This window comes from Pontibacillus sp. HN14 (assembly GCF_021129245.1).
GTDB lineage: Bacteria > Bacillota > Bacilli > Bacillales > BH030062 > Pontibacillus.
The window spans coordinates 196546-221143 of record NZ_JAJOLR010000002.1 but is presented as its reverse complement, the minus strand read 5'-3'; the positions used below and the strand labels follow the sequence as shown (position 1 = coordinate 221143).

The following is a 24598-nucleotide window of genomic DNA, read 5'->3' as shown; positions in this document are numbered from 1 at the left end:
ATAAATTCCATTAATCCCTATTAATAATCAATTTCAGCCAACGTTTTATATACTTAATATTCAATAATAATATTAAGCCAAATAAAATATAGTTAATTACTACCAAACTGAAATACAGGCATACAATTTGTAATAAAATAAAAGTTAATGAACTTACCATTGTCATCCAGTCTACTTTTATTTGCACAAAATGGCGTGTTTCACTCATCCTTATTATCCAAACAACCAAAAAGCTTAACATAGTTGCAATACTTGCACCATTTATTCCATATTGAGGAATCAGTAAGAAATTCAAAACAATATTAACAACTGCCCCATAAATTGAGGTCTTAAAAATCCCTGAAGTCTTCATATTTGCTAAATAGTTCATCCCAATAAACATAGAAAAATTAGAAAAAAGAAGTGACAATAAAAGAAATGGGACATATCTCCACACACTACCATAACTTTCCGCCAAAAAGTAATCTACTATTATCTTTAAAAAACATAAAATCATACTAATAATTATCAAAAGAAATGATGATAAGTTGTTAAATACATTACTATAAAAAATATTTTTTTCACGGCTATCTTTCTCTTCAATCGCTGAGATTTGCCAAGCCTGAATGAAAACCGCGGACACTATATTTAATATACTGGGAATTTTAGATGCAACAGCATAAATTCCATTACCCGATAATCCTATAAAATAACTAATAAAAAATCGATCAGAAAGATTCATTACCCACCACATAAGTTGATTGGGTATTAGAGGAAAGCTATATATCATCATACTCTTTAATATATTCATATTAAATTTCGTCAAATTTACAGTTTTTAAAACACCGGCAAATATCATAATAAACATTACACTGAACATATATGCAAGTAACTGTGCAAAAAAATAAGCATATAAAACATTAAGATTCATATTGAAGAATACAAGAGTAAAAATAAGCATTAGAAAAGACAAGATAATACTATTTAATGAATAAATAATATTCTTTTGTAACCCCTTAATATATTGCGATAAAAATATATTTATCATTTGGAAAATCAATACAAACATTATTAAAAATAGATAATCAACCTGAATAATATTGCCAATAATAACACCTATTAATAATAAAATTACTGATGACACAATTATAGTGACGAATCCTGTATTAAAAATTACTATATGGTTATTTTTATTATCAAGAGCAAAACGCAATGCTGCTTCAGATATACAGAAAGATACAGTAGGAATGGCTAAAGTTATTATAGTAGTAATTAGATCCACATATCCGTATTGTTCTGTACTAAGGTAAAACGTATATATGGGTATTAATATAAACAAAATTAATTTACTACCAATATTGCCTATCCCAAAAATCACAGTATTTATAAGTAACTTTTTAGTCTTTGTCATTAAATAAGCACCTATTCTCGTTGAAAGAACGAAATCTATATTAGGCATGTAAGGCTTAGTGTTTAAGTATAAACTAAATCTCTATAACCCTCTTTTTTCGATCCCATCTACTATTTAAGTCGATAGTTTTTTGACAATGCAAAAATCAGTAATATAGTATTTTTATAGGCTAAATCCTAACTAAACTTCCTTCGTTTATTTTAAATACCATTTTACATAACCATTGGTTTTAAAAACCTAAATAATGTGGCAACCTACTTACTTCTTAATTTAATTTGCATTTTTAATAATTATAATCGCTTATCGAAAAATAAAAAGGCAACAATTTATTGGGAATATAAGCTTAGATACCTATTTGCCATTTCCTCACATTTGAAGAAATTAGTATTGTCAATTTCTAAATTATTTTTGTTCTTTATTTTTTTTAATGGGTTTATTAGTCCATCATTTTCTCTTAAGTCAAAAGTCTCACATGAATTTACATATAACTGTTTAATTTCATTATGGATTGGAATTTCTGATACTATGCAATAAATATTATTTACAAGTGCTTCGACAAAAGATAAATGGAATGATTCAGTTCTTGACGCTGATATATAATAGTGTGCATTATTAAATATTTCCTCCTTATCCTCAACAAAGCCCATAAACGCAATATTAGAATACTTATTGTACTTATTCTTTAATTCTATAAAATCTTTTCCAACTCCATATATCTTAAGCCTGTATCTATGTTGCTTCCCAAAAACATTTACAAAAGATTGAATTGCAAATTCATTATTTTTTAATTCTGTTAGTTCATCAACCATAATAAAAGTAATTTCACCAGAATGATCAATTATATTGGTTTTTGTAGTATATCTCTCTACAGAATTATAAACTGCAAAAGTGTTGGTCAAAGAATATTTTTCATCTAAATATTCTTTAAGACTATATGAAACGCATATCACCTTATTATAATTTTTGATTGAAGATAAAAATAACCTTTCCATGACAAAACCTAATAATTTGCCGTGTCTATATTTAAAATCAGAATTAAAATAATTATGAACGGTTACATATTTTTCAACATATTTAATAGAAGAAATTAATAAAGTACTTCTAAAGCAGAAAGCATGTAGTAAATCAGGGCGTATGCTTACAAGAACTTCTTTAACTTTCTTATGGTATTTGTAAAAATTGAATCTACTTATATTATCCAATGAAAAGATTTTAACCCCAAGATATTTAAAATCATCAACCATTGATAGAGATGTTTCCGAGCTTAGAGTAATTATATATATATCCAAACCTTTCTTTTTTGATAGCTCTTTAACCAGGTCATACAACACAAAAACAGGACCACATTTTTTTAAATTAGATATAACATATACTATCTTCATTTTATAACCTACCCTTACTCAGATAAAATATGTTTAATATAGATTCTGTAGTTCTTATATTTATTATATTTACTTTGTACCTGCTTATTGTTTTGAGTAATAAAGCGTAAAATACTAAATATAAAGAGCTTTATGGTATAAGAAAGAAGAAATGTTCTCATATTTCGTCTATGATTATACTTCTTAGAAAAAACCAGTCGACTATCTAACATTTTTTTAAATTTATTAGATGTATTACTATCATTTGCCTCTGATTGTCCACCTATATGGATAATTTCATAGTCAGGTGTAAATAAAACTTTCATTCCTTTTTGTGATACTTTGTAGCAAAGGTCCATATCTTCGGAATAAAGAAAATAATCTTCCGAAAATCCTTCCACTTTATCATACAAGTCCTTTGATATAATCATAAATGCACCAATTACCCAATCAACATACAGTTTTTTATTGTGATCACCTAAATACGGTGAAAATCGTTTTTTGTATTTATCTGGAAAAAACCTCCCAATTTGAAATTGCTCAATAACTATATTGATTGGAGTATCAAACATGTAGCACGAAGGTTGCAAAGAATAATCTTGATTCAATAATTTACAACCAATTAGTCCAATCTTATCATTTAAATATCCAACTATTTTTTCTAATCCTGGCTTGATTAATACGGTATCTGGATTGAGTAATAATATATTTTCATTTTTAGCATAACTAACTCCAATATTATTACCTTTTGAAAATCCTACATTTTCATTCAGTTTTATTAATCTTATATTTCCTTGTTTTAAATCCTCAATAACTTTACAGGTTTTGTCCTGTGAATTACTATCAACAATTATAACTTCACTATTTGGTAAATATTGTTCCAATGATTTCAAGCAGTCTGTTATGACTCTTTCACAATTCCATGTCACAATTACTACACTGATCATGCCTCTACCCCCATTTCATTAGAAGAGGAAATCCTTCTAACTTTTTTAGCAGCAAATCTATGGATAAAATAAACTAAAATAAGATTTAATACTAATTCTATACTGTTAAAATAAAATGTAAAAAAGCTAATGCATATGGAATAAAAGAATGTGAAACTAACGAACAAATTGAAAATTGAACAGTTATAGTTAGTTTTGACTACCAAACTGAAATATTTCCCGCTGAAAAAACCATAAAAAAACGGGAATAAAACTATCCCTATAAAGCCAAAATCAATAAAAACTTCTTTTAAATATGTCCCAGTAGTTAACCATGGGTAAATCAAGTTCTCTTTCCACCCGGCTTCAATTAATGTAAATTTATTTAAAAATAAATCCTTTGTTTGAGTAAATGAGAGAATTCCTGATAAACTGCTCAATCCAAAACTATGTGATGTATTCGCACCCAAATAGTTACTTAAATTCATGAAATTACTTGTTAAATACAACAATGGATCAATTAAAAACCATAAATTTTCATTCAAATTGAAATCTACCAAGTTTGTTTTATACCTAATATAACTTTGGAAGTTATCAACATATAAATACATCGCACCAGTAAATACCGTTATAATAACAACTGTATAAAGTAAAAAAGTTTTAATATTAATACTTTTTCCCTGAGATTTAAAATACAGGAGTAAGCACAGAAAATATATTATTGGGAATTTATTTCCTTTTAATACTATAATAATTAATGATAGTAATATCATAATTAAAATACTTTTAACTCTGTACTTTTGAAAGATTAGATAGAAACCGATAAACCAGAATACATATACAGTCAAATAAAGGATTTCTAAATATCCAATATAGTAATGTTCCCGTGATAATCCCCCAAGTACAGGAGGAGCTCCCAATTTAACTATCGTTAACATAAAAGCACTAGTTATTACAAAAAATAGGAAGGTTGCCGCTAAAAATAGTTTATTTCTATTATATTCATAAGATATAGGTGGTATTGTTATTCTCTTACCAATAGAACTTCCCATTATGAACATCAAATAGCTTATAATTAATGAAAAATAAAACGGAGCAGATAATGGTGTTAAAATACCAATTATTTGTGATAAATAAAGTACTAATATTGTTGACCATATAAATGTATATAAAAAGATAGGTTCGTTTAATTTAAATTTTAGATTTCTAATTGAATATAATATTATGATTATAATAAGAAATAGTAAATAATTCATTTAAAATCTTCTCCATTCCTAAAGTAGATCCGTTTCATGAATTCGTTTAGACTAATATTTAAGTCTGTTGATCATTTAACTGGAGTTATCTCGGCTTAATATTATTAAGTTTAGATTAAACATAAAGTAGGACAGCAATAAGAAAATAATATTAAATGCACATTTTTATAACGAACCCACATGGAATTATTTGTCCTAAGAAAAATGAGGAATATTAAAAGTATCATCTAACCTATTACATACAAATTACTAAAGTGACACTAGTATAAAATATACTATTTGATCTTTATGTTGTTTTTAACACAAAATTCTGTTTGATCAATGGCTATACATGCAAGCTGTTTTAAATACTTATTAGACTCATTTAAAGTACTAGTAATTTCTTTTCTTCTTTCCCAAACTTTTTGAAACTTAATATTAAAGTCTGTATTTTTAAAATTCTTTAGTTTATAATTTAACATTTCTACATTTGAATACTTGCATACTTCCTGCATTTTATTTTCATAGCCAAGTGAAATAAAAGGAACTGAGTTTTTAATAGACATCACGACACCGTGATATCTCATTGAAACCACAAGAGTTGAATTTTTAATATATTTATTGTAGTCATAAACATCATTTATATTTAGTATTTTTATTTTTTCCTTAGGTAAGCCTATTTTTATAAACTCACTTACATATCTATTGTGTAATTCAGTTTCTAAGTACTCTCCATGCATGTGAGGTAAAATATAAAGCTTCAATCTATTATTTTGTATAAAATTAACATAATCAATTAAAACTTTATTTTTTAGATCTTCAAATAGATCTTCATTTTTAAAATCTGGATGCCATGTTTCTAGTTTTGTTGGAATGAATACTGTATAATCCTCCGTTATTTGTAAAGTATCATCTTCAAACAAGAAAGCTGTATCAACTGATCTTACTGAGAATACGTTAATAGAATGAAGATAATCTAGACTAGCCTGTTCTCTAACATATACATCTGATCTTCTAAGAATAAATTTTGCAATACTATCAAATAAAAAGTTACCACTACTTCCAACGGTATTATTATGAAAAATAAGTTTTCCCCCAAGAAGTATTACTATCAAAGACCTTATCAAAAATCTCCAATCCTTGTATATGCCAATATTTGCACCACAGGGTGATACGAAAATGAATTCTGATGACTTAACTAAATTTTGTAATTCCCTTAAGGTTGTATTGTATATGAATTTTATCTTAAATAAAGAAAAAAATAGGAAAATCAAAATCTGTAACAATCCAATATTCTTTAGACTCAGATCTGTTGCATGATTAATATTGTCGTCATTGACCTCTAGCTTCCCATTAGTATTATATATAATATTTATTTTACAATCTTTAAATCTTTTCCTTAATTCTTGGATTAAGGATATACCTGCAATGTCATCACCAAAATTTTTAGTATGTTGATTTAATATAAGTATGTTCATATTCTTAGCTCACTTTCTTCCTTAAAAAAATTGAATATATTTTAATTCTCATTTTATTTGGTAACAGTGCAACAAAACCTTGAGAAAAAGAAGAAACTAGAAAATCTTTTGTAGAATAAAATTTAATTTTTTTAAGGTGGTATTTAAATTTAAATATACCTTTAAAATATTGAAAACCGCCTCTTCTATTAAACATATCTGCATTAGCTCTCATAAATAATAAGGGCTCATCAATATTATGACAAATCGATCCATTTAAAATCATTCTAGCCCATAAATAATAGTCCTCGAATAAATTGAAATGTTTGTATCCTCCCGCCCTTATTACGTCACTTTTTTTATACATAACCGCAGGGTGAGTAAATGGATTTCTTTTTTTACTGTATCTAATAATTTCTTCGTGATGTGTAGGTAATCTTTTTATCGCATTAATAGTATTAATATCCTTATCAAATTCAGCAACTGCTGAGCTGACAATTGACAATGAACTATTCTTTCTAAATAAATCTAGCTGTTTTTCACATCTATCTTTTCTCGATATATCATCTGTATCCATTCTAGCTATCAATTCATTTTCACACTTATTCAAGCCGATATTCAATGCTTTTCCTAACCCTACATTTTCTTCCAGAGCAACAATTTTTAAGGTTTCACTCTTAAACTCATTTATTACTTTCTCTAACTCGTCAGTCAATAACCCATCCTTTACTAACACAATTTCATCCGGTTTTACAGTTTGATTAAACATACTTAATAAACTCTCTCTAAGAAAATGTGGATTTTCTTTATAGTAAACTGACATTAAGACGGAATACTTTAAATCATTCATGAACTTACCTCTGTTTCCACTTAATTTTTAATATCTACTTTCTCATACACTAAGTTTCCAAAAACCTTATTAAAAACACCAACCTTACTTCCAAACAATTTTATAAGCCAACCTAATGATTTAGTCAGTATTATCTTTCGTCCATGTTGCTCTGCAATTTTTTGCACCATTAGGCTTGTGTTTATATATTCATCATCTTGCGGGAAGAGAATCCCATGGGCTTCAATGTCTACGTATTTTTTCAAATCAGCACTCAACTTTTCAATATTGATCATACTCCTTTGATTATGAATCATAGGAAATAGCGGCGTTTTTAATGCGAGTTTTTCTAATTTAGCATAATTCCCTGGACAATTAGGCCCGTATACTATAGGCGGCCTTAATATAGCTATTTTAAATTTATTATCTGTTAACTTCATTAATTCTTTTTCAGCTTCTAGCTTGCTCATCCCATAATATGTTTTAGGTCTAGGGATTGTATCTTTTGTTATAATTACTTCATCACCGATTTTCCCATTCTTACCATATACGCCCATAGTACTTAAAAATATGAATTGGTTCACACCCTCTTTTTTGGCTTTTTTAGCCAGTTCTACCGTTAAATCTCTATTTACTTTAAAATATTTAGCCGTATCGTTTTCTTTAACATGGACAATTGCTGCAGTATGAAAAACAACCTCATATCCAATAAAAGACCTTTCCTTCCAACTATCATCTCTTACACTAATAGCATCTATTGTATACTTATCAGGAAATTGAGCAACCAAGTTTTGAAATGACCTACCTATATAACTATTAGCTCCTGTTACAAGTATCTTTTTCATTTTGAAACAGTCTCCTCTTTAGTAGCAGCTACCTCTTTAGCGCCTTGATTAATTTCAACTAAGCACTTGTTAACATATCTATCTTCCCCTAATAACACAACACCAATAGTTCTTAAAATTATCTTCAAATCTAGCCATATACTAAAATTCTCTACATAATAAACATCAAACTTGTATCGATTTTTTAGGGAAAGATAGATATTGCCGCTCACTTGTGCTAAGCCTGTCATACCCGGACTAATGTTAAGTCTTTTTAAAATTTCATCATCGTAATCTGAAAGGGATGCAATTCTTTCAGGTCTTGGCCCAACTAGACTCATTTCACCCTTTAATACATTTAGTACTTGAGGAATTTCATCTACCTTCGTTCTTCTTAGCAACTTTCCAATTGCAGTAACACGATCATCGTCTTTCATTACCTCTTGACCCTTAACCATTTTGTCCGATCCCGGTTTCATCGTACGAAATTTATAAACATTAAAGATTTGTTTGTTTAGTCCAGGTCGTTCTTGTAAGAAAAATACAGGCCCTTTTGAAGTAGCCTTAATTAATACAGCTACTATAATCCACAGTGGTAAAAACACTAAAAGCACTATTAATGAGACTACAATATCAATTATTCGCTTTATAAATCTTTGAGACTTTTTTCCTTGCATTACAATCCCTCAATCTTATAATCAATAGGAATTAAATACCCATCACTAAGTTTTATATCACCATCGTGTTTATCAGTCTTCGCTGACCAAACTCTAATGGTTTTATCTCCATCTTTATAAAAAGCACCTGGATACGGAGGAGTTACAGCTCTTACTAATTTTTCCGCTTCATCCATAGTCATACTATTAAATATCTGACCATCTTCAGGCTTTCTTCCTGGCCATTCTGTAGCAACCGCATCGTCTTGCTTTGTAAGTGTAATATTGTTATTAACTATTTCCTCCCAATACTTTGCAATAAGGGTAATGTGCATATCGTCCACTTTTTGATAAAGTTCTGTTGCTGTTGTATTCTGATCTAGCTTAATAACTCCTTGACCAATAACATCTCCTGTATCTACACCTTCGTCCAACTTAAACATAGTTACACCAGTTTCTTTTAACCCTTTAATAATTGCCCACGGTATTGCTGCTCTCCCTCTACCGACTGGTAATAAGGTAGGATGCATACCGATGCAACCATACGTAGGTCCTTCAAGGACGTCTTTCTTAGCTATTTGGGACCAACCAATAATAAACAACCAATCAATTTGGTGTTCTTTTAAAGTACTAAGAACCTCTTGATCGTTGATGTTATCAATCTTCAAGAGGGGTGCATTATGTTCATTTGCAATCTCATCTAAATAAATTCTACCTGACTTATTCTTCGCTTTTTCATCTTTAAGAGTGATGAGTAAATCAAGAGTCCCACCAATGCGATATATTTCTTCAATACAACTCAGACCTAATTGTACACAAGTAGCAAAAGCTATTTTTTTCTTCAAATTATCTCATCCTCTCTTTATCTAGAATCCACGTCTAAATACACTTTCAAAGGCCTCAGCATAAACCATTCCAGCTTGGCCACCACGGTAGGCTGCTAATCCTTTGATTGCCTCATTACTTCTAGGATGAGGATAATCTCTCATTACACCCCTATACTGAGCTAGAGCCTCTATCTTTTTCTCAACACTCTCTTCACCAACCTCAATAAAAGCGTTTGGTGAAAACTGATTCATCGTTTTGTTTAGTCCCCATTCCGTAGATGATGGAACTTCCATGAAGAGTAGTTCTTTTAAAGGTTTAACATCGCTTCTTCTTTGGAATAACCTTGATGCCGCTTGGCAAGCCAAAGAAGTGTGTAAGTGGTCGTTATTTAAATCCGCTGGATGGTGTGTAAAAATCACATCCGCACCAGTCTCAATAATTTCTTTTTCAATAAACTGTACAAGTTTTAAATGTGGGACCATGTTAAATTCAATGTTTGGAAATTCGCCCGTAATGACTCTATCAGCACCGAGAATATTCATCGAGCTACTTACATCTTCATTTAACTCTTCCGTGCTCGGTCTGAAGTTTCTAGCATTAACATCACCTGAAAGGATGCAGACATTTACGGAATGTCCTTCCTGTGCTAATTTATACATAGTAGCACCTGCTCCTAAAACTTCATCATCTGGGTGTGCAATAACAACTAAATATGACATATTATTTACCTCGCTTAATTTTAGTATCCATTCTTCTTATAATAACTTTTAGTAGATTAGAACTTACTTGGAATCTTCAAATCTATTACTCCAACCAACTACTAAACCACTAAAATTGTTATCTACTACTGATAGCCACCTCGTAATATCTATTCAATCTACGAAACAAATACGAAATAGATATTTACTATTTTAATACTTCAAACCGAGTTTCTTCCTATTATATTGACCATTCATTCAATCTATAAATCTCACTAAAAACGCCTCAAACCCTTACCCTGCAAGGTTTCTATCCTTCAATCTAACCACGATAATCAGTTCCTTACCCCCATTCAATCCCCCCCACTAATAAGATTTCCGAAAAGCCAATCTAATCAATATTTTTTAAACCTAAATCCTCTGCTTTTAACACGATATACAGCGATCATCTATTAGCAATTCTTCCTTAACCCAATTCATTCTGCCTAAAAATAAATCAAGAAAAAGAGCCAACCTCCCCACCAACCAAACATATCTCCCCATACCCATCCTGATACATCACAAACAATTCATCCGAATGATCAAGCTCCTCCATTATCAAATGCCTATGATATTCCCGTTCTAAATGATTACGATTACTCTGACATGCAGCAGCTTCAGATCTATCAATAATTCCTCTAACTGAAACAACAGCGATCGCTGATAGAAAACCGAGAATTGTAATAACAGCCAACAACTCCACCAAGGTAAACCCTTGGTTACCATACTTAATCTTATGTATAAATATAAATCGATATTTCATCCCCTGGCCTCACTCGTTTACTCACTTTATTGACTACGTCATTTAGGTTCATTTAACTTCTAAAAATTACCCATTCCCAATCATTCTGTGCCGAGTTTCTTCCTATTAAATATACATACACACAAAGAAAGAATATAGCCTCAACCAAATCAGCTATATTCTCCCTCATGTTTACTTCACTGCAAGCAGTGCTTTTCCCTCTACAACACGTCCATTAGCAATGCCCACAACACGCTCCCTCAAGACATCTTGGCTAACGCTATCATAAGTCTCAATTGTATCCATCACATGATCAAGATTTAGGTTCAAAGCTTTCCCCACATAAATCTTCTCCCAAACCCGCTCATCATGAACCTCATCCTTACCCAATAACTCCTCATACAACTTCTCCCCAGGCCTCATACCAGTAAACTCAATACCAATATCATCAACCTCAAACCCAGAAAGCTGAATCAGGTTCTTAGCAAGATGCGTAATCTTAACAGGCTCACCCATATCAAGCACAAAGATCTCGCCGCCTTTTGCTAGAGACCCAGCCTGAATCACAAGCCTTGAAGCCTCAGGAATCGTCATAAAGTAACGAATCATATCCGGGTGAGTAACAGTAACCGGCCCGCCTTGGGCGATTTGTTTCTTAAATAGCGGGATGACGCTGCCACGGCTGCCGAGGACGTTCCCGAAACGAACAGCGACGAAACGGGTTTCGCTTCTGGCATCCATGTCTTGGACGATCATTTCAGCCATCCGTTTTGAGGCCCCCATGACGCTTGTTGGGTTGACGGCTTTGTCTGTTGATACCATCACGAACGTGCCAATGCCATTTGCATCTGAAGCTTCAGCAACGTTTTTCGTACCGATCACATTATTCTTTACCGCTTCTTCCGGATTACGTTCCATCAACGGAACATGCTTGTGGGCAGCAGCATGGTAAACCACGTCAGGCTTATGCTTCGCCATTACAGCCATCATTTTTTCTCTATGTTGAACATCAGCAATTTCCGTTATAATTTCGAATCGATCTTTATAGACATTTCGTAATTCCATTTCAATCGTATAAATACTGTTTTCACCGTGACCCAATAAAACGATTCGTTTCGGCTCGAATTTACAGATCTGACGACATATTTCAGATCCAATTGAACCACCAGCTCCTGTAACGAGAATCGTGCGGTTCGTTAATGTCTCTGACACACTCCCCATATCAAGCTCAACAGGCTCTCGGCCGAGTAAGTCTTCAATCGATACATCGCGGATTTGATTAACTGATATGTTCCCCATTACAAGATCCTCGATCATCGGTAGAATCTGCACATTTTTCACTGCGGATTGAGCCAAAGAGACGATCTCCTTAATACGTGCTTTTTCAACCGATGGCATCGCAATGACAATATGGTTGACCCCCTGTTTTTCCACTACAGAGGATAAGTCTTTAATGGCCCCGTAGACAGGTAAACCCGTTACGTTCAAATGGCGCATTGTAAAATCATCATCTACAAAGCCGATCAGCTTCACATTCGCCGCTTCGCTTTCCTTCATTTGACGTGCCAGCATCCGGCCGGCTGATCCAGCTCCAATAATAAGCGTACGCGTTTGGCCTTCAACGAATGGGATAGCTGCTTCTTTCGATTCCTTAAGTTTCGTTAAAGAAAAATGAAACCCATATGTTTTATAATACTTCCAAGCAAATCGGACACCGCCGATTAAGATTATATGTAGCATCCATGTAACAACTAGTGCTCGCTCATAAGTATCTTGATACAAGAGTAACTGCATCCCCGCTGTACTAAGAATGGATAAGGTGACCACACCACCGATGCCAATAAGCTCTGGAACACTAGCATATCGCCACACCCTTCTGTAAAGACCGAAGAAGGAAGAAAATATATGGTGCGTAATGAGTAGAGTAATAGATGCCATGATCATTTTCGTATCAAATACATGGGTATAAGGATTAAGGAAAAAGTGCGACATAAAAATCGAAAACGATACAATGCCAGAGTCTATTACCATTAATAGCAACAACCGCTTCCCAAACGTCATATGTACTCACCTCTTTTCATCTGTTGTTTATTCAATTGGTTGGTATATCGTTCTTGCAAACAAAAGGAACGATTCACATTCCTCTCTCCTCTCAAAGCTTATTTGAAAGTATTCAAGAGACATAAATATACGTTTACAACCTGCTCCAATCTAGCGAAATCACAAACCTATATTTATGACGTAATAAGTATTTAAGACATGACAAACAGCAGGAGAAAGCGAAAACTGTTCTGCTCACTCCTGTTTTGCCAGTCATAACAGGGCATCAAACCCCACCTCACACCCCACTACTGACGACAAGCGTCTAAGGTGCTAAGCTTATGCTTCACCCACAGCAGGGCCGAGTGCCTCCGATGATAGTGGCTAGGAGGCATTGCCAAATAATATAACTTGTGTTCTTATCTCTTTTGGAAAATCCCAAGAAATTTCTTCTGCTTAATTCGGTGAGGCATGTCCATGGCGGCCATCTTGCCTTCTAGCAGAAGCTCTGCGTTATCCATAAACTGATAGGTCATTTCCGTTCCGAACTCCTGGTCGATGACGTTATAAGCACTCTTCATATAGAAACTTCTTGTCGAAGTATTGTGTGCGTCTGAAGCAACGAAGTGAGTTAAATTCGCCTCGATCATTTGTTCTGAGAATTTGGCTATTTTTTTGCCAAATTTACCGGCTATGCTTGCAGCGGTGACTTGGGTGAAGGCACCGTTCTTAACGAACTTGTATAACTGATCCGGATGCTGAACGAGTTCCCGATTGCGCTCCGGATGAACGATGATTGGTTTGTAGCCTGCTACCTGAAGGTCAAACAATAATTGACTCGTATAGCGTGGAACGTGATCAGATGGAAGTTCTACAAAGATATATCCGCTTGTCTCCTTTAGCGGTAAGAGACGTCCTTTCGTGATGTCATCTACCATATCTCCATGAATACGAGTTTCCTGGCCTGGTAAGATCGTTACGGGAATATCCCGATCCTCTAGTTCCTCATTTAAAGCGCGGACGGAATCGATTACGCCCTCTCGATGGTTCTCAAAAGCCCCATTCTGGTCATGTGGGGTTGCAATGATGGTTCTGATGCCATCCTTATAGGCAGCTCGTGCCATTCGAATACTATCGTCCATCGATTGCGGCCCATCATCTAAACCAGGTAAGATGTGACAATGGATATCGATCAAAAGACTCACCCTCCACCCTTACGTACATCTATTTATCTAGTACAAAGGAAATATTTTCATTATTTCATTTATTATATCAGCCTAGAATTCGCTTGAGAACCAAGAAAAATGTCGAATACTAGTAATTTTTCCGTTTTCTAGCAAAACACAACTATTTTCCTATTAAAAATAAAGAGAAGCAACCTCTAGAAAACAGAGGTAACTTCTCTCTTTTAGCTGGATCCATAATAATAGTAATAGTTGCTTTTTTTGATGTTCTTCCCATTAAGGACAACACCGAGTAGTTTAGCTTGTGCGTTGATTAGTAGCTCTTTAGCCTTCTGGGCTGCTTCGTGTTGTGTTTGCTTACTACGCACAACAAGCAGGACACCGTCACAGGCATTCGCTAAAATTTGAGAGTCCGTTACCGCTAGCACAGGCGGCGTATCGAAGATCACCATGTCATAGTTGTTCTTTGCTTCTTCAATTAAATTCGTCATTGCATTGGAACCAAGAATCTCCGCTGGATTAGGTGGAATAGGACCACAGGGCATAACGCTTAAGTTCTCAACCTCTGATTGAAAGACGATGTCAGATAGTTTGTTCTGACCGACAAGGTAGTTACTTAAACCGGTTAAGTTACTTACCCTGAAGGTATAGTGGATAGTGGGCTTACGAAGATCGGCGTCAATCAACAGCACTTTCTTCCCCTGCTGGGCAAAAACAGTAGCAACGTTCGCCGCTGTCATTGACTTCCCTTCACCTGGCCCAGCTGATGTAACGAGTATGGTACGCGTTTCCTTATCGACAGAGGCAAATTGTAAATTAGTACGTATGGTGCGGTATTGCTCTGATATCGGAGACTTTGGATTACTATTTGTAATTAGCGTTCGTGCTTTCTGTATAAAGTTCTTATTTTTCTTACGCGCCAAGTGAATCACTCCTTGAGGAAGACCTGGAATGAGATCGTGTCGTACGTGCCGGGCCAACGTCTTCATCCTTTACTTCTGAGATCACACCAAGTACCGGTAGTCCAAGTGTCTTATCGATATCTTGTTCATCTTTAATCGTATTATCTAAGTACTCCAACAAGAAGGCTAAACCAACGCCAACCATCGCACCAAGCACAAAGGCGATCGCTATATTAAGCATAGGGCTTGGTTTCACTGGGCTTGGATTTTTGGGTACTTCAGCTGCAGCCAGGGGCTTAACGTTATTTACTTCGAAAACATCAGGTATTCTTTTCTCGAAGCTTTCAACCGTTTTGTTTGCAATGTTAACTGCTTGTTCAATGGAGGGGTCTGTTACAGTTACTTTAACCACTTGCGATTCAGCTCCACTTGAAAGAGAAATCTTATTCGTTAACTCACTTGCGGTTACATTAAGATCTAGTTCATCAATAACATAATCTAAAATATACGGATCCTTTAACAAGTCATTATATGTCGCAATCATTCCGACATTGGTTTGGATCGTACTATAGTTATATTCAGACGGCTCTTGCGTTTTCTCACTTACAGCAAATCGAGCGCTTGATTCATAAATCGGCGTTAGGACAAAGTAACTAACGACACCACTTACGACTGTGGCTAATACAATAAGAGATAGGATAAGAACGATTCGTTTCTTTAACACATCGAAGATTTCCTTGAGAGAAATCGTTTCTTCCATCAGTAAACCCCCTAATATATGTAACTACTTCTATGATATGGACACATTATAGCACAATATTCTAGTTTTTTACCTAAATTTCTATAAAAGTTAACAATATCCTACGTTATAATTCGTTATTCCTATAAATCTATATATTCTCTTAAATCCTCACGAGAACCACACCATAATTCTTAGTTAGAACTTCCTGAAAAAGTGAGCCATAATAAATAAAAGCGCTCTTATTATAAGAGCGCTCTGTCGCTATTTACCAATATACTCAAGTATTCTAGGATGCTGTCGCAACTTCTCCCTAGCAAGCCTCCCCCAGTTCTTCACAGCCTGTTGAGTCGTCCCTTCCCGTTCAGCAATTTCTTTTATGGTTAATTCACGTAGAACAAACCCATCAAACCACTTCCGCTGGTTCCCCGTTAACGTCCCAACTATTCCCTGGTAAAGGTAAGGATCAACAGCAAAGGATGAATCATAGTAAACGGACTCCTCCTCTAACAAAAGCGTAACGACTTCATCTTTCTCTGCAATTCGGTTCTCTTTCCTCATCTTTGAAATCAACCGGTTTCGCACAATAAAGTAAATATACGAGGATAATTTCCCCTTTTCCTCCTGATAATTCTCTCCCGCTTCCCACAGTGCCAAAAGCCCCTCCTGATAAAAATCCTTGTGAGGATCCCGAATCCTGAGTTTATGAATAATGTGATGAATCATAGGAGTGAACTGCTCTACAAGCTCACTAAAGTCCTCTTTAACATCTGTCACGATGTCCTCTTTTCAAAAAGCGCGCTTTTCCTTTTATTCCGCCGGTAAGGAAAGCATATAGAAAGCCGCGCCTTTCTTCATGGAGACAAAGAGAGTATTTCTTCAACTAAACGTCACGTTTCCAGTCATAAAACAACAAAAACGGACAACTAACCTTCCTATTTACCCATAATTTATGAAGTATTATGTAATTTTTATAGGTATTTAGACATTTTATATTGTAATATTTGGAATTATTCGACTATAATATATGTATTGAGGTGAGCGCTTTCTTACATACATTTTAAGATCATCAGAATCTCTATCCTATACTTCATAGGAACATGCAGATGTGATAGCCATATGATTGCGAGAGGAGGACCGATCTTTCATGTGTGGCTTATGATAGCGCACGGTTGTATACTACTTTAACTCTAGGGGGATTTGAGAAAAATGAAGATAGATACAGAACATTCGAACGGTAATCCGTTCTACGAGGGTCTTATTACTAAGGATACGTTGGCCGTTTTACCTGTTTATCATGAATGGTACCAAGCCCGCATCATCGACCGCTTCAAGGCTGATGTTTACCTAACCGAGACACCGTCCAAGGTGATCGACCTTGCTTGCTTATACTGGATGAGCTCTCCGAGCGCCATGCGCCGATCGATTAATGTTTTACTGAATTGCCACAAGAAGCTACCTGTTGCCATTCAGCCCGAGTTAAACATTTTCGCTTGCCCTACTGCTTCACCTGAGCAGTTCGGCTGCATGTGGATCTTCCCTTGGCACATTGCTGACAAAGGCGGAGACAAGTCAAGCTCATACGTCATTTTCCATAACGGCACAAGAATCGACCTGCCTGTATCCTTTTATGTCTTACAAAAGCAAATTCAACGCACGTGCGAGATTATGGTCCGTTACATGAGTTCCATAAACGAACGATAGCGAGGATAGAAAACTCTAAACCCCGCACAATCCCCCATTACCAAGCCAGCGAACCCCACGGGTTCCCTGGCTTTTCTCTTGCCTAAAAAACGGAGTTCCAAGGTTGCTTTCTTGCGGTAAAACAATGACGCGTGCCAGACACCCTTTCGTCCACTAAAGTGCTGTGCTTCACCTTGAAGTCCACCTGAAATGGACAATTCAAGCATAGGCCTCAGTGTTTCGTCTCGATCGTTTACTAGTTTTATAGGGAAATAAGAACCCCAGATTTATCATCTGCTTTCTTAAACCGGGGATATTTCAAACAGTCCGAATCCTCCTCTTCCATTTGATGAACCCGATCCCTTAAAGCCTCTAATCCGTAAGTAAATGCATAGCGAGCTGTTTCCATCCATATCTCCCCGTCTCCCTTCCCATCTGGTAGCTGAAGCCCGTCAGAAAGGAGCAATAGACGGTCGACGTTGAGCAAAGGAAGAGTGCCCCAATCGAGAAAATCCAGCGCTTCTTCGCTTCCATCTAGAATGGGGTAACCCTCCTTAGTGTTCAGCTTTCTTCGGTTATCGAGTAAGATAGGTTTTATTTCTTGTTCAAAAATCGCGTCGTTCAACAGCTGGCCCCCAGATGCGCGCTCCCTCGTCTCCTCAAGTCTCTTCAAAGCAATATCATCAAATTGCGCCACATGATCATACGTTAGAGCACGAATGGACCCATCTTTGTACTGAACAAAAATCATGCAATCTCCTGTTTGAACGTACGATAATGTTCTGTCTTCATTAAGTTGAATCGCAGCTATTCCGCAGGTACTTCTTGCCTCTTTAGGCACATCAGCTATGGAAGCGTCTCCCCCGTATTCGCGAACATTTTTACGCCCGAGCGTCTCGTTCGCTACCTTCACGATGGACAAGAGTTCCACCTCTCCTGGTGGCTGTTCCATATTCTGAGCAAGGACCGAAGCAGCTAATTCTCCAGGTATGCCATCTATGCCCGTCGCCCCATCAACAACAGCGTAGCGATCCGCTTCTTCATGTAGGACAACCCGGTCTTCGTTCATCGGCCGGCTCCCTTTCTCATAAATAGAAGAAATGTGTCTCAAGTGATCCCCTCCATTAAATAAAAAAAATGGCCCATCCCCTTATGAGATCGGCCATTTCATTTATTAGTCTTGTACTTGAACCTGCACAACTTCACCATTCTTAATATCTTCCTCAGAGAAAGATAAAGGAATTTGAAGGACGCGGTAGTCATTCTTCTCTTCTTTATATTGGAATGGGAATAACTTTTCCTGCTCTCCCACATTTAGGCTTAAGTATAAGTCATTATGCCCTGGTCCAAATTCCGTGGAATCTGCTTCTATTTTAAGCGCCTGAGCAACCCCGCCAACGTTTTTGATTAAATGGTCATGATCTTTCACTAAATTACTCATCTGTCTATTCCTCCCTGTGAAACTTTGATACTACTATTATGCAGGATTTCCAACATTTCGACAACCGTTTCCTCATTTTTGGTATACAAGGATAATTCCACCTCACGCGCACATAAAAAGACCTGATCCATTATAGATCAGGTCCTGAATGAGTTAGCCTCGCACAATAACTTTAGATTTCTTAAGATCTTCCGTTTCCGCTTCCATAATTTCTATATTACGGAATGCTTTACGATCACTATTGTAAGTAAGCTCAAACGTCTTATCGTTAGCTTTAATGGAAACTTTACTATTCTTAGTAGCACCTTTAATATCTGCTAGCTTAATCTCAACTGCATTTACACCCGTTAGAACTTGAACAGCGTTTCCGTTCACTTCTTTAAATGTATACGTTTTTTCTTTTGGTGCAGCAGATCCGCCTGATTCGCCGCCTCCATCACTGCCACCGCCGCTTGCGGTTTGGTTAGAGTCAGAGCCAGATTCAGAGTCTTTCTCGCTTGAGTCTTTAGAAGAATCACTGTCAGAATCTTTCTCTTTATCAGAGGAGCTATCTTTGCTAGATTCTCCCTCTTCTTTGCCATCTTCTTTACTTGAATCATCTTTAGAATCAGAACCGTCGCTTCCTTTTGTTCCTTCTTTCTCTCGTTCAGATGATTCACTGTCTTTTTCGTCGGATTTCTGATCATCTTTATCTTCAGACGTTTGATCGTTCTCCGTCGTTTCAGCTTTATCCTTGTCTGGGTCTTTCTCATTACCTGCTTCATCAGAGCTGCATCCGGCTACTACGAGCACTAGGGCTAAAAGCATTGGAGTCAAAAATTTCTTAAACAATGCGAACTCCTCCTATTTTCATATTAATATTGGTACATTCACTAAAATCTAGTATAACATGGCAAGAGTTTCTAGCAATGGGGCTAAAGAATGGATATTTCTGCCTTTCTATGTAAACACCCAAAAATTCGTTAGTGAATGAATGCACTTCCTTTATATTCCTTAAAAGCATCTCTTTTAAACGAGTAAAGAGTAAGACTTTTCGCTCATATTTATTTTTTGTTCAGACACAAAGAAAAAGGGATAAAATAAGGTTTTCCTTCTTTTAATATGCATGTTTTCCATAAATTAAGGAAAAAATATTTTTTACACCCACATCCTTAGTCCTAGCTACTTTCATTAGTTTTCCTTTCATTCCACAGATGACCATTTTCGGAAATTGGTATTGAAGTCCTATTCATTTCAAGGTAAAATTTACAATGATTTTTATTTCCATGATAAAAAAATCCAATTAAGGGAGGTGGAACCATGTTATTGTCGAATGCTGTTCAACTCTTTCAGCAAAGTCTCGTTGATAAAAGCCGAAGTGAGGAAACGATTCGAGGCTATTTGATGGATTTAACGATGTTCGATCAATTTTTGACAAACTTGTATAATTGTCCATTCTATGTGGAAGAACTAAGCGAAACCGATATTGAATTCTATATGAGGATGCTTCGTGAGGAGAAGGGATATAAGCCTGCAAGTATTAATCGTCATCTGCACTCAATTCGATCATTTTGCCGCTATTTATATAAGAAGGGACACGTCGCCCAGGATCCGGCTATGGCTGTTGAAGCCTTAAGGAAGGAAACGAAAGAGCGCACATTCTTAACGCAGAAAGAGTTAACAAAATTATTAGGATCTATTGAACACCCACTGGTAGAACTGGCCTGTCGAGTCATGGCCAACACAGGTCTTCGTGTATCAGAATGTACGAATCTTAAGATTGCCGATGTCGATCTTAAGGGGAATTTGATTCATGTGATCGCCGGTAAAGGAAATAAAGATCGTGTTGTACCGATTAGTAAGAAGTTGAAGCCTTACTTAGTGGAGTATCTTGATGAATGGAGACAGCCTACTCCATCCGAATACTTTTTCGCTACGAAGAAGACAGGGAAACTTTCCCCGTCTTACATTAATTATGTACTAGCCGAGACGTCACAGAAGTTAAAATGGGAAAAAACCGTGACCGCACACATACTTCGTCACACCTTCGCCAGTCATCTTGTTGCGAAAAATGTGAATACTGCGAATATCAGTAAATTACTCGGGCACGCCGATGTTCGAACCACTTCCGTTTACATGCACTCGGATATGAAGAATTTACAAGAAGCTGTGAATCAACTATAACGTTAGGAGGACAACTCAGAGAATTATGTCAGAAAAGAAACGCAATAAAACACAGGAACGTGTACAAAGTATCCTGCAATTACTATCACAAGGAAAAACGCGCGAAGACATTGCGCTGAAATATAAAATGAAAACGTGGAAATCGATTGATATGTTTATGAGACGACAAGGATATCGGTGGGATCCAGATGAGGGAACCTATTTTCCAAAGGAAGAAGAACAGGCATCTGACATACATATAGAAGAAGATGTTCAAAAAAATGCACCTGAGCACGATGATCGAGCGGAAGATATTATTATAGCCCTGCAGCGGGCACGGGATATACGAGTGGTGGCTCGTCAGTTCCAATTTAAAAATCACCGCGATCTAGGTGCCTACATGCGCTCCAAGCATTATTACTGGAATGCGGAGCAAAACAATTATACGTTAAGTACTCGGAAAGAATCGACGTTCATCGAAAAGCTCTTAGAACAAATCCCGTCATTTACAAATATTCGATATCACTCAGGCCAAAATGACGGTAGTGGCTTAGAAAAGTTTTATCCCGTCTTCGAATTCTTAAATGAAAACTTAGATGGACTGAAAAATTTATTAACTTATCCACAAGAGGCCCAGGGTGTACAACCTGTACAACCCACCCCTTCTAGTACAAACATTGAACAAACAAACCAAAATGAGTATAAAGTCCCAGTACGTTCTTCGATCTATGAACTTATCCACAACTTTGCAGAAGAGACAAGCGTAAATCCAGAGACTTTACTCGAAAATGCAATTAAGCAATATGTATTGAACCATGATCCAGCAACACCTTAGGTAAGAGTAACATTCCCTCTTCAATCCCTTCTCACGCAAGGCCTCAACAACTTTTATTTTTTGAAAATGTTGTTGTTGTGTTACTGAGGTTAAGTGCGATTAACGCAACAACAATCGAAGTTACCTTCTCTAACGGCGTTACAGAAGAGTTTACTGTCGATGAGTTAACTCCAGATGTTGAAAACGAAGTAACTGTTACATATGAAGACGAAGAATATACTGTAACAGTTGATGACTACTCCCCTGAACCTCAAGTTGAAGACGTTTCAGCTAAATCTTCTAAAAGCTTACACGTTACATTTAACAAGCCTGTTGATGAGACAAAAGCTAATCTTTCCGTTAAAAAAGGTGCTGTAACTGCTAGCATCTCTTCTGTTGATTTCAATGAAGATATGACAGAAGCTACTATTGAACTAGGTTCTAAGCTAACAGCAGGAACTTATACAGTTAACGTTTCTGGTGTTACTGATGAAGTGCTAACTGGTTCTGTAGAAGTTAAGGACGAAATGGTAGATTCTATTGAAATTCTTTCTGAGGTAGCACCATTAACTGATGGTTCTGATGCAGACGCGCTTGTAGACGACGCTACTGTTGGTTACAAAGTATACAACCAGTATGGTGAAGACATTACAAAATACACTGCTGTAACAGCTACAGCTAGCACTGGTTCAGCAACTGTAGACTCTGTAAACAGCCAAATCAACCTTGACGGCTCGTACGAGCAAGATGACAAGGTTACTCTTACTATTGTACATGGTGGTACAGCTACAACTGCTACTCAAACATTAACTGTTAGCTCTCAAGCTAAAGCAGCTGATGTAGAAATCGGTTCTCTTTACAATGAAGATGGTAAAGCGTTAAATGAAGACACTGATTTATCTAGTGATGAATTCTATCTACCAGTACAAGTAGAAGACCAATATGGTAATGCAATCACAAATGTTTCTCAATTAAACAGTGACATCTTAATTAATGAAACGAACACAACAGTAGTAGACTTTGCGTCTAACTTCACTACAGTTGAAATTGATGGCGAAGATGTACCAGCGCTTAAAGTTAATGCTCCAGCAGGCGGCGTTAAAGTAGGTACTAGCACTCTAACGCTTATCTCTAAAACAACTGGTGATAGTGCTTCTGTAAAAGTTGAAGTTTCTGAAGCCACACGTACAAACGAAGTTGCAATAAGTCAACCTGCTTTAGTTGTTGCTGGTGAAAAAGCACTACTACCTGCTCAGGTTCTAGATAAAGAAGGTAACCTTGTTGCAGATGTTGATATCTTAAATGACTCTGTAAAAGGTGTAGACGTGACTGTAGGTAACACCACTCTTGCAAATCCATTTGTAGAAAAAGATGGCGATATCTACGTTGAAGTTCCTGCTAGCGAATTATCTACTACAGGTGCTGTAGCAGTAGTTGCTGTTACATCTAGTAACAAAGTAAACACTACAACATTAAATGTCCGTGAAACGGCTGAACCAGTTGTGATTACTGGCCTAAATTCCGATTTCAGCAAAACATTAAAAGCTTCTGCAACTACAACTATTACAACTGCTGACCTAAACGTTCAAGATCAATACGGTCGCACAATGGATGAGGATACGCTAGATGCTTGGTTAGATGCAGATGCTGCTAACAAAATTGTAGTAACAGAAGACGAATCAAGCTCTATCGTAAGCATCTCTGATGTAGCTGGAGATAATGAAATTACAGCTTCTGGTGAATCTGTTACAGTTACAGCTGGTACTACCAATGGTGAAGAAGAACTTACAATGCAACTTGAAGATACTAACGGTGTTATTCAAGGAAGTGCTGCTGAATCTACACTTCGCGTAACAGACGGTACTGAGTACGAGTCTTACAGTGTTGAAGCAGTAGGTACTGTATATGACGAAAACGGTGCTGGACAAACTGATGCTGACGCTTATGATGAAGACGTTAAAGTATACGGTGTATTAAATGACGGTAGTAAAGTACAACTTACAGCCGGAACTGATTTCACTGCTAAATCTACGAACTCTGCACTTTCATCAGACGTTGCAGACGGAACGATTGATGCTAACGGAATGTCAATTAGTTATGCTACAGATGCTACTACTAAAGAGCTTCCAATGACAGTAACAATTAATGCAACAGGTGAACAATTCACACAAAATGTTACTTTCTCTAAAGAAACTCCAGAAGTAGACAGCTTAAAAGTAACTGAAGACACTGCTCTAAATGCTGATTCAGTTTCTTCTGTTGCCTACGATATTGATGCTGATGGTAATGATTTCAATGTTGCACAACTTACAACGGGTAATCCTAGTGACTACAACGTAATTGTTACAGACCAGTACGGGGTGGACGTTCTAGCTAATGCAACTACAGGTGCTGTGACATTCCCTGACTCAACAACTGCTGCTGCACCAAGCGTAACAATCACACCGGTTAAAGGTGAAATCAACATTAACAACAACGGTTTAACTAACGCTACTGTAACAGATGCTTCTCTATCTGCTGGTGAAGAGTTTAACGTAACTCTAACTTATGATAGCGGCGCTTCTGAAACTGTTAAAGTTGTTGCTGAATAATTAACTTTATACTAAACCGCATGGATTCTAATCCATGCGGTTTTTTATGCAATTTAGAGTCTTTATCTCGTGAAGTG

23 protein-coding genes are annotated in these 24598 nt (G+C 36.0%); 4 read left to right on the top strand and 19 right to left on the bottom strand.

Annotated features, from left to right (window positions below; all coding sequences use genetic code 11):
- Positions 1-10: 10 nt before the first annotated feature.
- From LQ226_RS10265 to LQ226_RS10190, 16 genes are all read right to left on the bottom strand, one after another.
- A complete protein-coding gene (locus LQ226_RS10265; RefSeq protein ID WP_231417804.1) occupies positions 11-1390 on the bottom strand; it encodes an oligosaccharide flippase family protein in 1380 nt (459 codons plus the stop codon).
- A gap of 326 nt (positions 1391-1716) precedes the next feature.
- The gene (locus LQ226_RS10260; RefSeq protein ID WP_231417803.1) at positions 1717-2772 is read right to left on the bottom strand and encodes a glycosyltransferase; all 1056 of its coding nucleotides are present in this window, start codon (positions 2770-2772) and stop codon (positions 1717-1719) included.
- A gap of 14 nt (positions 2773-2786) precedes the next feature.
- Positions 2787-3698 carry a glycosyltransferase family 2 protein gene (locus LQ226_RS10255; protein ID WP_231417802.1) on the bottom strand — a complete coding sequence of 304 codons (912 nt, stop codon included), beginning with the start codon at positions 3696-3698 and terminating at the stop codon, positions 2787-2789.
- Positions 3695-4933 carry an O-antigen polymerase gene (locus tag LQ226_RS10250; protein ID WP_231417801.1) on the bottom strand — a complete coding sequence of 413 codons (1239 nt, stop codon included), beginning with the start codon at positions 4931-4933 and terminating at the stop codon, positions 3695-3697. The genes LQ226_RS10255 and LQ226_RS10250 overlap by 4 nt, the downstream gene beginning before the upstream one ends.
- 275 nt (positions 4934-5208) lie before the next feature.
- The gene (locus LQ226_RS10245; RefSeq protein ID WP_231417800.1) at positions 5209-6390 is read right to left on the bottom strand and encodes a polysaccharide pyruvyl transferase family protein; all 1182 of its coding nucleotides are present in this window, start codon (positions 6388-6390) and stop codon (positions 5209-5211) included.
- 4 nt (positions 6391-6394) lie between these two features.
- The gene (locus LQ226_RS10240) at positions 6395-7219 is read right to left on the bottom strand and encodes a glycosyltransferase family 2 protein (protein WP_231417799.1); all 825 of its coding nucleotides are present in this window, start codon (positions 7217-7219) and stop codon (positions 6395-6397) included.
- 20 nt (positions 7220-7239) lie between these two features.
- Positions 7240-8043, bottom strand: a complete 804-nt coding sequence (locus LQ226_RS10235; protein ID WP_231417798.1) for an NAD-dependent epimerase/dehydratase family protein — start codon at positions 8041-8043, stop codon at positions 7240-7242.
- The gene (locus LQ226_RS10230) at positions 8040-8699 is read right to left on the bottom strand and encodes a sugar transferase (RefSeq protein WP_231417797.1); all 660 of its coding nucleotides are present in this window, start codon (positions 8697-8699) and stop codon (positions 8040-8042) included. Before LQ226_RS10230 ends, LQ226_RS10235 begins: the two co-directional genes overlap by 4 nt.
- Complete coding sequence (locus LQ226_RS10225) at positions 8699-9523, bottom strand: formyltransferase family protein (protein ID WP_231417796.1); 825 nt, start codon at positions 9521-9523, stop codon at positions 8699-8701. Before LQ226_RS10225 ends, LQ226_RS10230 begins: the two co-directional genes overlap by 1 nt.
- Before the next feature lie 21 nt (positions 9524-9544).
- On the bottom strand, positions 9545-10225 hold the full coding sequence (locus LQ226_RS10220; RefSeq protein ID WP_231417795.1) for a PIG-L deacetylase family protein: 681 nt from the start codon (positions 10223-10225) through the stop codon (positions 9545-9547).
- A gap of 475 nt (positions 10226-10700) precedes the next feature.
- The gene (locus LQ226_RS10215; protein ID WP_231417794.1) at positions 10701-11006 is read right to left on the bottom strand and encodes a type II secretion system protein; all 306 of its coding nucleotides are present in this window, start codon (positions 11004-11006) and stop codon (positions 10701-10703) included.
- 171 nt (positions 11007-11177) lie between these two features.
- Entirely contained in the window at positions 11178-13046 is a 1869-nt protein-coding gene (locus tag LQ226_RS10210; RefSeq protein WP_231417793.1) for a polysaccharide biosynthesis protein, read from the bottom strand.
- Positions 13047-13444: 398 nt separating this feature from the next.
- Complete coding sequence (locus LQ226_RS10205) at positions 13445-14221, bottom strand: tyrosine-protein phosphatase (protein ID WP_231417792.1); 777 nt, start codon at positions 14219-14221, stop codon at positions 13445-13447.
- Between the two features lie 212 nt (positions 14222-14433).
- Positions 14434-15132: a CpsD/CapB family tyrosine-protein kinase gene (locus LQ226_RS10200; protein WP_231417791.1), complete on the bottom strand. Its 699-nt coding sequence runs from the start codon at positions 15130-15132 to the stop codon at positions 14434-14436.
- Positions 15122-15871, bottom strand: coding sequence for a YveK family protein (locus tag LQ226_RS10195; RefSeq protein ID WP_231417790.1), 750 nt, complete (start codon positions 15869-15871; stop codon positions 15122-15124). The genes LQ226_RS10200 and LQ226_RS10195 overlap by 11 nt, the downstream gene beginning before the upstream one ends.
- 243 nt (positions 15872-16114) lie before the next feature.
- Positions 16115-16627, bottom strand: coding sequence for a sigma-70 family RNA polymerase sigma factor (locus LQ226_RS10190; protein ID WP_231417789.1), 513 nt, complete (start codon positions 16625-16627; stop codon positions 16115-16117).
- A gap of 432 nt (positions 16628-17059) precedes the next feature.
- Between LQ226_RS10190 and LQ226_RS10185 the strand changes: the two genes are divergently transcribed.
- Positions 17060-17554 (top strand): competence protein ComK, encoded by a 495-nt coding sequence (locus tag LQ226_RS10185; RefSeq protein WP_231417788.1) that lies wholly within the window; start codon positions 17060-17062, stop codon positions 17552-17554.
- Between the two features lie 241 nt (positions 17555-17795).
- Here LQ226_RS10185 and LQ226_RS10180 read toward each other — a convergent pair whose 3' ends face one another.
- The 3 genes from LQ226_RS10180 to LQ226_RS10170 form a co-directional block, all read right to left on the bottom strand.
- A complete protein-coding gene (locus LQ226_RS10180) occupies positions 17796-18644 on the bottom strand; it encodes a protein phosphatase 2C domain-containing protein (protein WP_231417787.1) in 849 nt (282 codons plus the stop codon).
- A gap of 63 nt (positions 18645-18707) precedes the next feature.
- Positions 18708-18974, bottom strand: a complete 267-nt coding sequence (locus LQ226_RS10175; RefSeq protein ID WP_231417786.1) for a hypothetical protein — start codon at positions 18972-18974, stop codon at positions 18708-18710.
- 153 nt (positions 18975-19127) lie between these two features.
- The gene (locus tag LQ226_RS10170) at positions 19128-19805 is read right to left on the bottom strand and encodes a hypothetical protein (RefSeq protein ID WP_231417785.1); all 678 of its coding nucleotides are present in this window, start codon (positions 19803-19805) and stop codon (positions 19128-19130) included.
- A 468-nt stretch (positions 19806-20273) separates the two neighbouring features.
- On the opposite strand from LQ226_RS10170, the gene LQ226_RS10165 reads away from it, so the two are divergent.
- From LQ226_RS10165 to LQ226_RS10155, 3 genes are all read left to right on the top strand, one after another.
- Entirely contained in the window at positions 20274-21137 is an 864-nt protein-coding gene (locus LQ226_RS10165) for a tyrosine-type recombinase/integrase (RefSeq protein WP_231417784.1), read from the top strand.
- Between the two features lie 127 nt (positions 21138-21264).
- On the top strand, positions 21265-21951 hold the full coding sequence (locus LQ226_RS10160; protein ID WP_231417783.1) for a hypothetical protein: 687 nt from the start codon (positions 21265-21267) through the stop codon (positions 21949-21951).
- A gap of 77 nt (positions 21952-22028) precedes the next feature.
- A complete protein-coding gene (locus LQ226_RS10155) occupies positions 22029-24521 on the top strand; it encodes a hypothetical protein (RefSeq protein WP_231417782.1) in 2493 nt (830 codons plus the stop codon).
- Positions 24522-24598: the final 77 nt, after the last annotated feature.

Bases quoted from the DNA above. Each gene is read 5' to 3' on its own strand.
- LQ226_RS10265 (WP_231417804.1), bottom strand. From the start codon at position 1,390: ATGACAAAGACTAAAAAGTTACTTATAAATACTGTGATTTTTGGGATA.
- LQ226_RS10260 (WP_231417803.1), bottom strand. From the start codon at position 2,772: ATGAAGATAGTATATGTTATATCTAATTTAAAAAAATGTGGTCCTGTT.
- LQ226_RS10255 (WP_231417802.1), bottom strand. From the start codon at position 3,698: ATGATCAGTGTAGTAATTGTGACATGGAATTGTGAAAGAGTCATAACA.
- LQ226_RS10250 (WP_231417801.1), bottom strand. From the start codon at position 4,933: ATGAATTATTTACTATTTCTTATTATAATCATAATATTATATTCAATT.
- LQ226_RS10245 (WP_231417800.1), bottom strand. From the start codon at position 6,390: ATGAACATACTTATATTAAATCAACATACTAAAAATTTTGGTGATGAC.
- LQ226_RS10240 (WP_231417799.1), bottom strand. From the start codon at position 7,219: ATGAATGATTTAAAGTATTCCGTCTTAATGTCAGTTTACTATAAAGAA.
- LQ226_RS10235 (WP_231417798.1), bottom strand. From the start codon at position 8,043: ATGAAAAAGATACTTGTAACAGGAGCTAATAGTTATATAGGTAGGTCA.
- LQ226_RS10230 (WP_231417797.1), bottom strand. From the start codon at position 8,699: ATGCAAGGAAAAAAGTCTCAAAGATTTATAAAGCGAATAATTGATATT.
- LQ226_RS10220 (WP_231417795.1), bottom strand. From the start codon at position 10,225: ATGTCATATTTAGTTGTTATTGCACACCCAGATGATGAAGTTTTAGGA.
- LQ226_RS10215 (WP_231417794.1), bottom strand. From the start codon at position 11,006: ATGAAATATCGATTTATATTTATACATAAGATTAAGTATGGTAACCAA.
- LQ226_RS10210 (WP_231417793.1), bottom strand. From the start codon at position 13,046: ATGACGTTTGGGAAGCGGTTGTTGCTATTAATGGTAATAGACTCTGGC.
- LQ226_RS10195 (WP_231417790.1), bottom strand. From the start codon at position 15,871: ATGGAAGAAACGATTTCTCTCAAGGAAATCTTCGATGTGTTAAAGAAA.
- LQ226_RS10185 (WP_231417788.1), top strand. From the start codon at position 17,060: ATGAAGATAGATACAGAACATTCGAACGGTAATCCGTTCTACGAGGGT.
- LQ226_RS10175 (WP_231417786.1), bottom strand. From the start codon at position 18,974: ATGAGTAATTTAGTGAAAGATCATGACCATTTAATCAAAAACGTTGGC.
- LQ226_RS10165 (WP_231417784.1), top strand. From the start codon at position 20,274: ATGTTATTGTCGAATGCTGTTCAACTCTTTCAGCAAAGTCTCGTTGAT.
- LQ226_RS10160 (WP_231417783.1), top strand. From the start codon at position 21,265: ATGAAAACGTGGAAATCGATTGATATGTTTATGAGACGACAAGGATAT.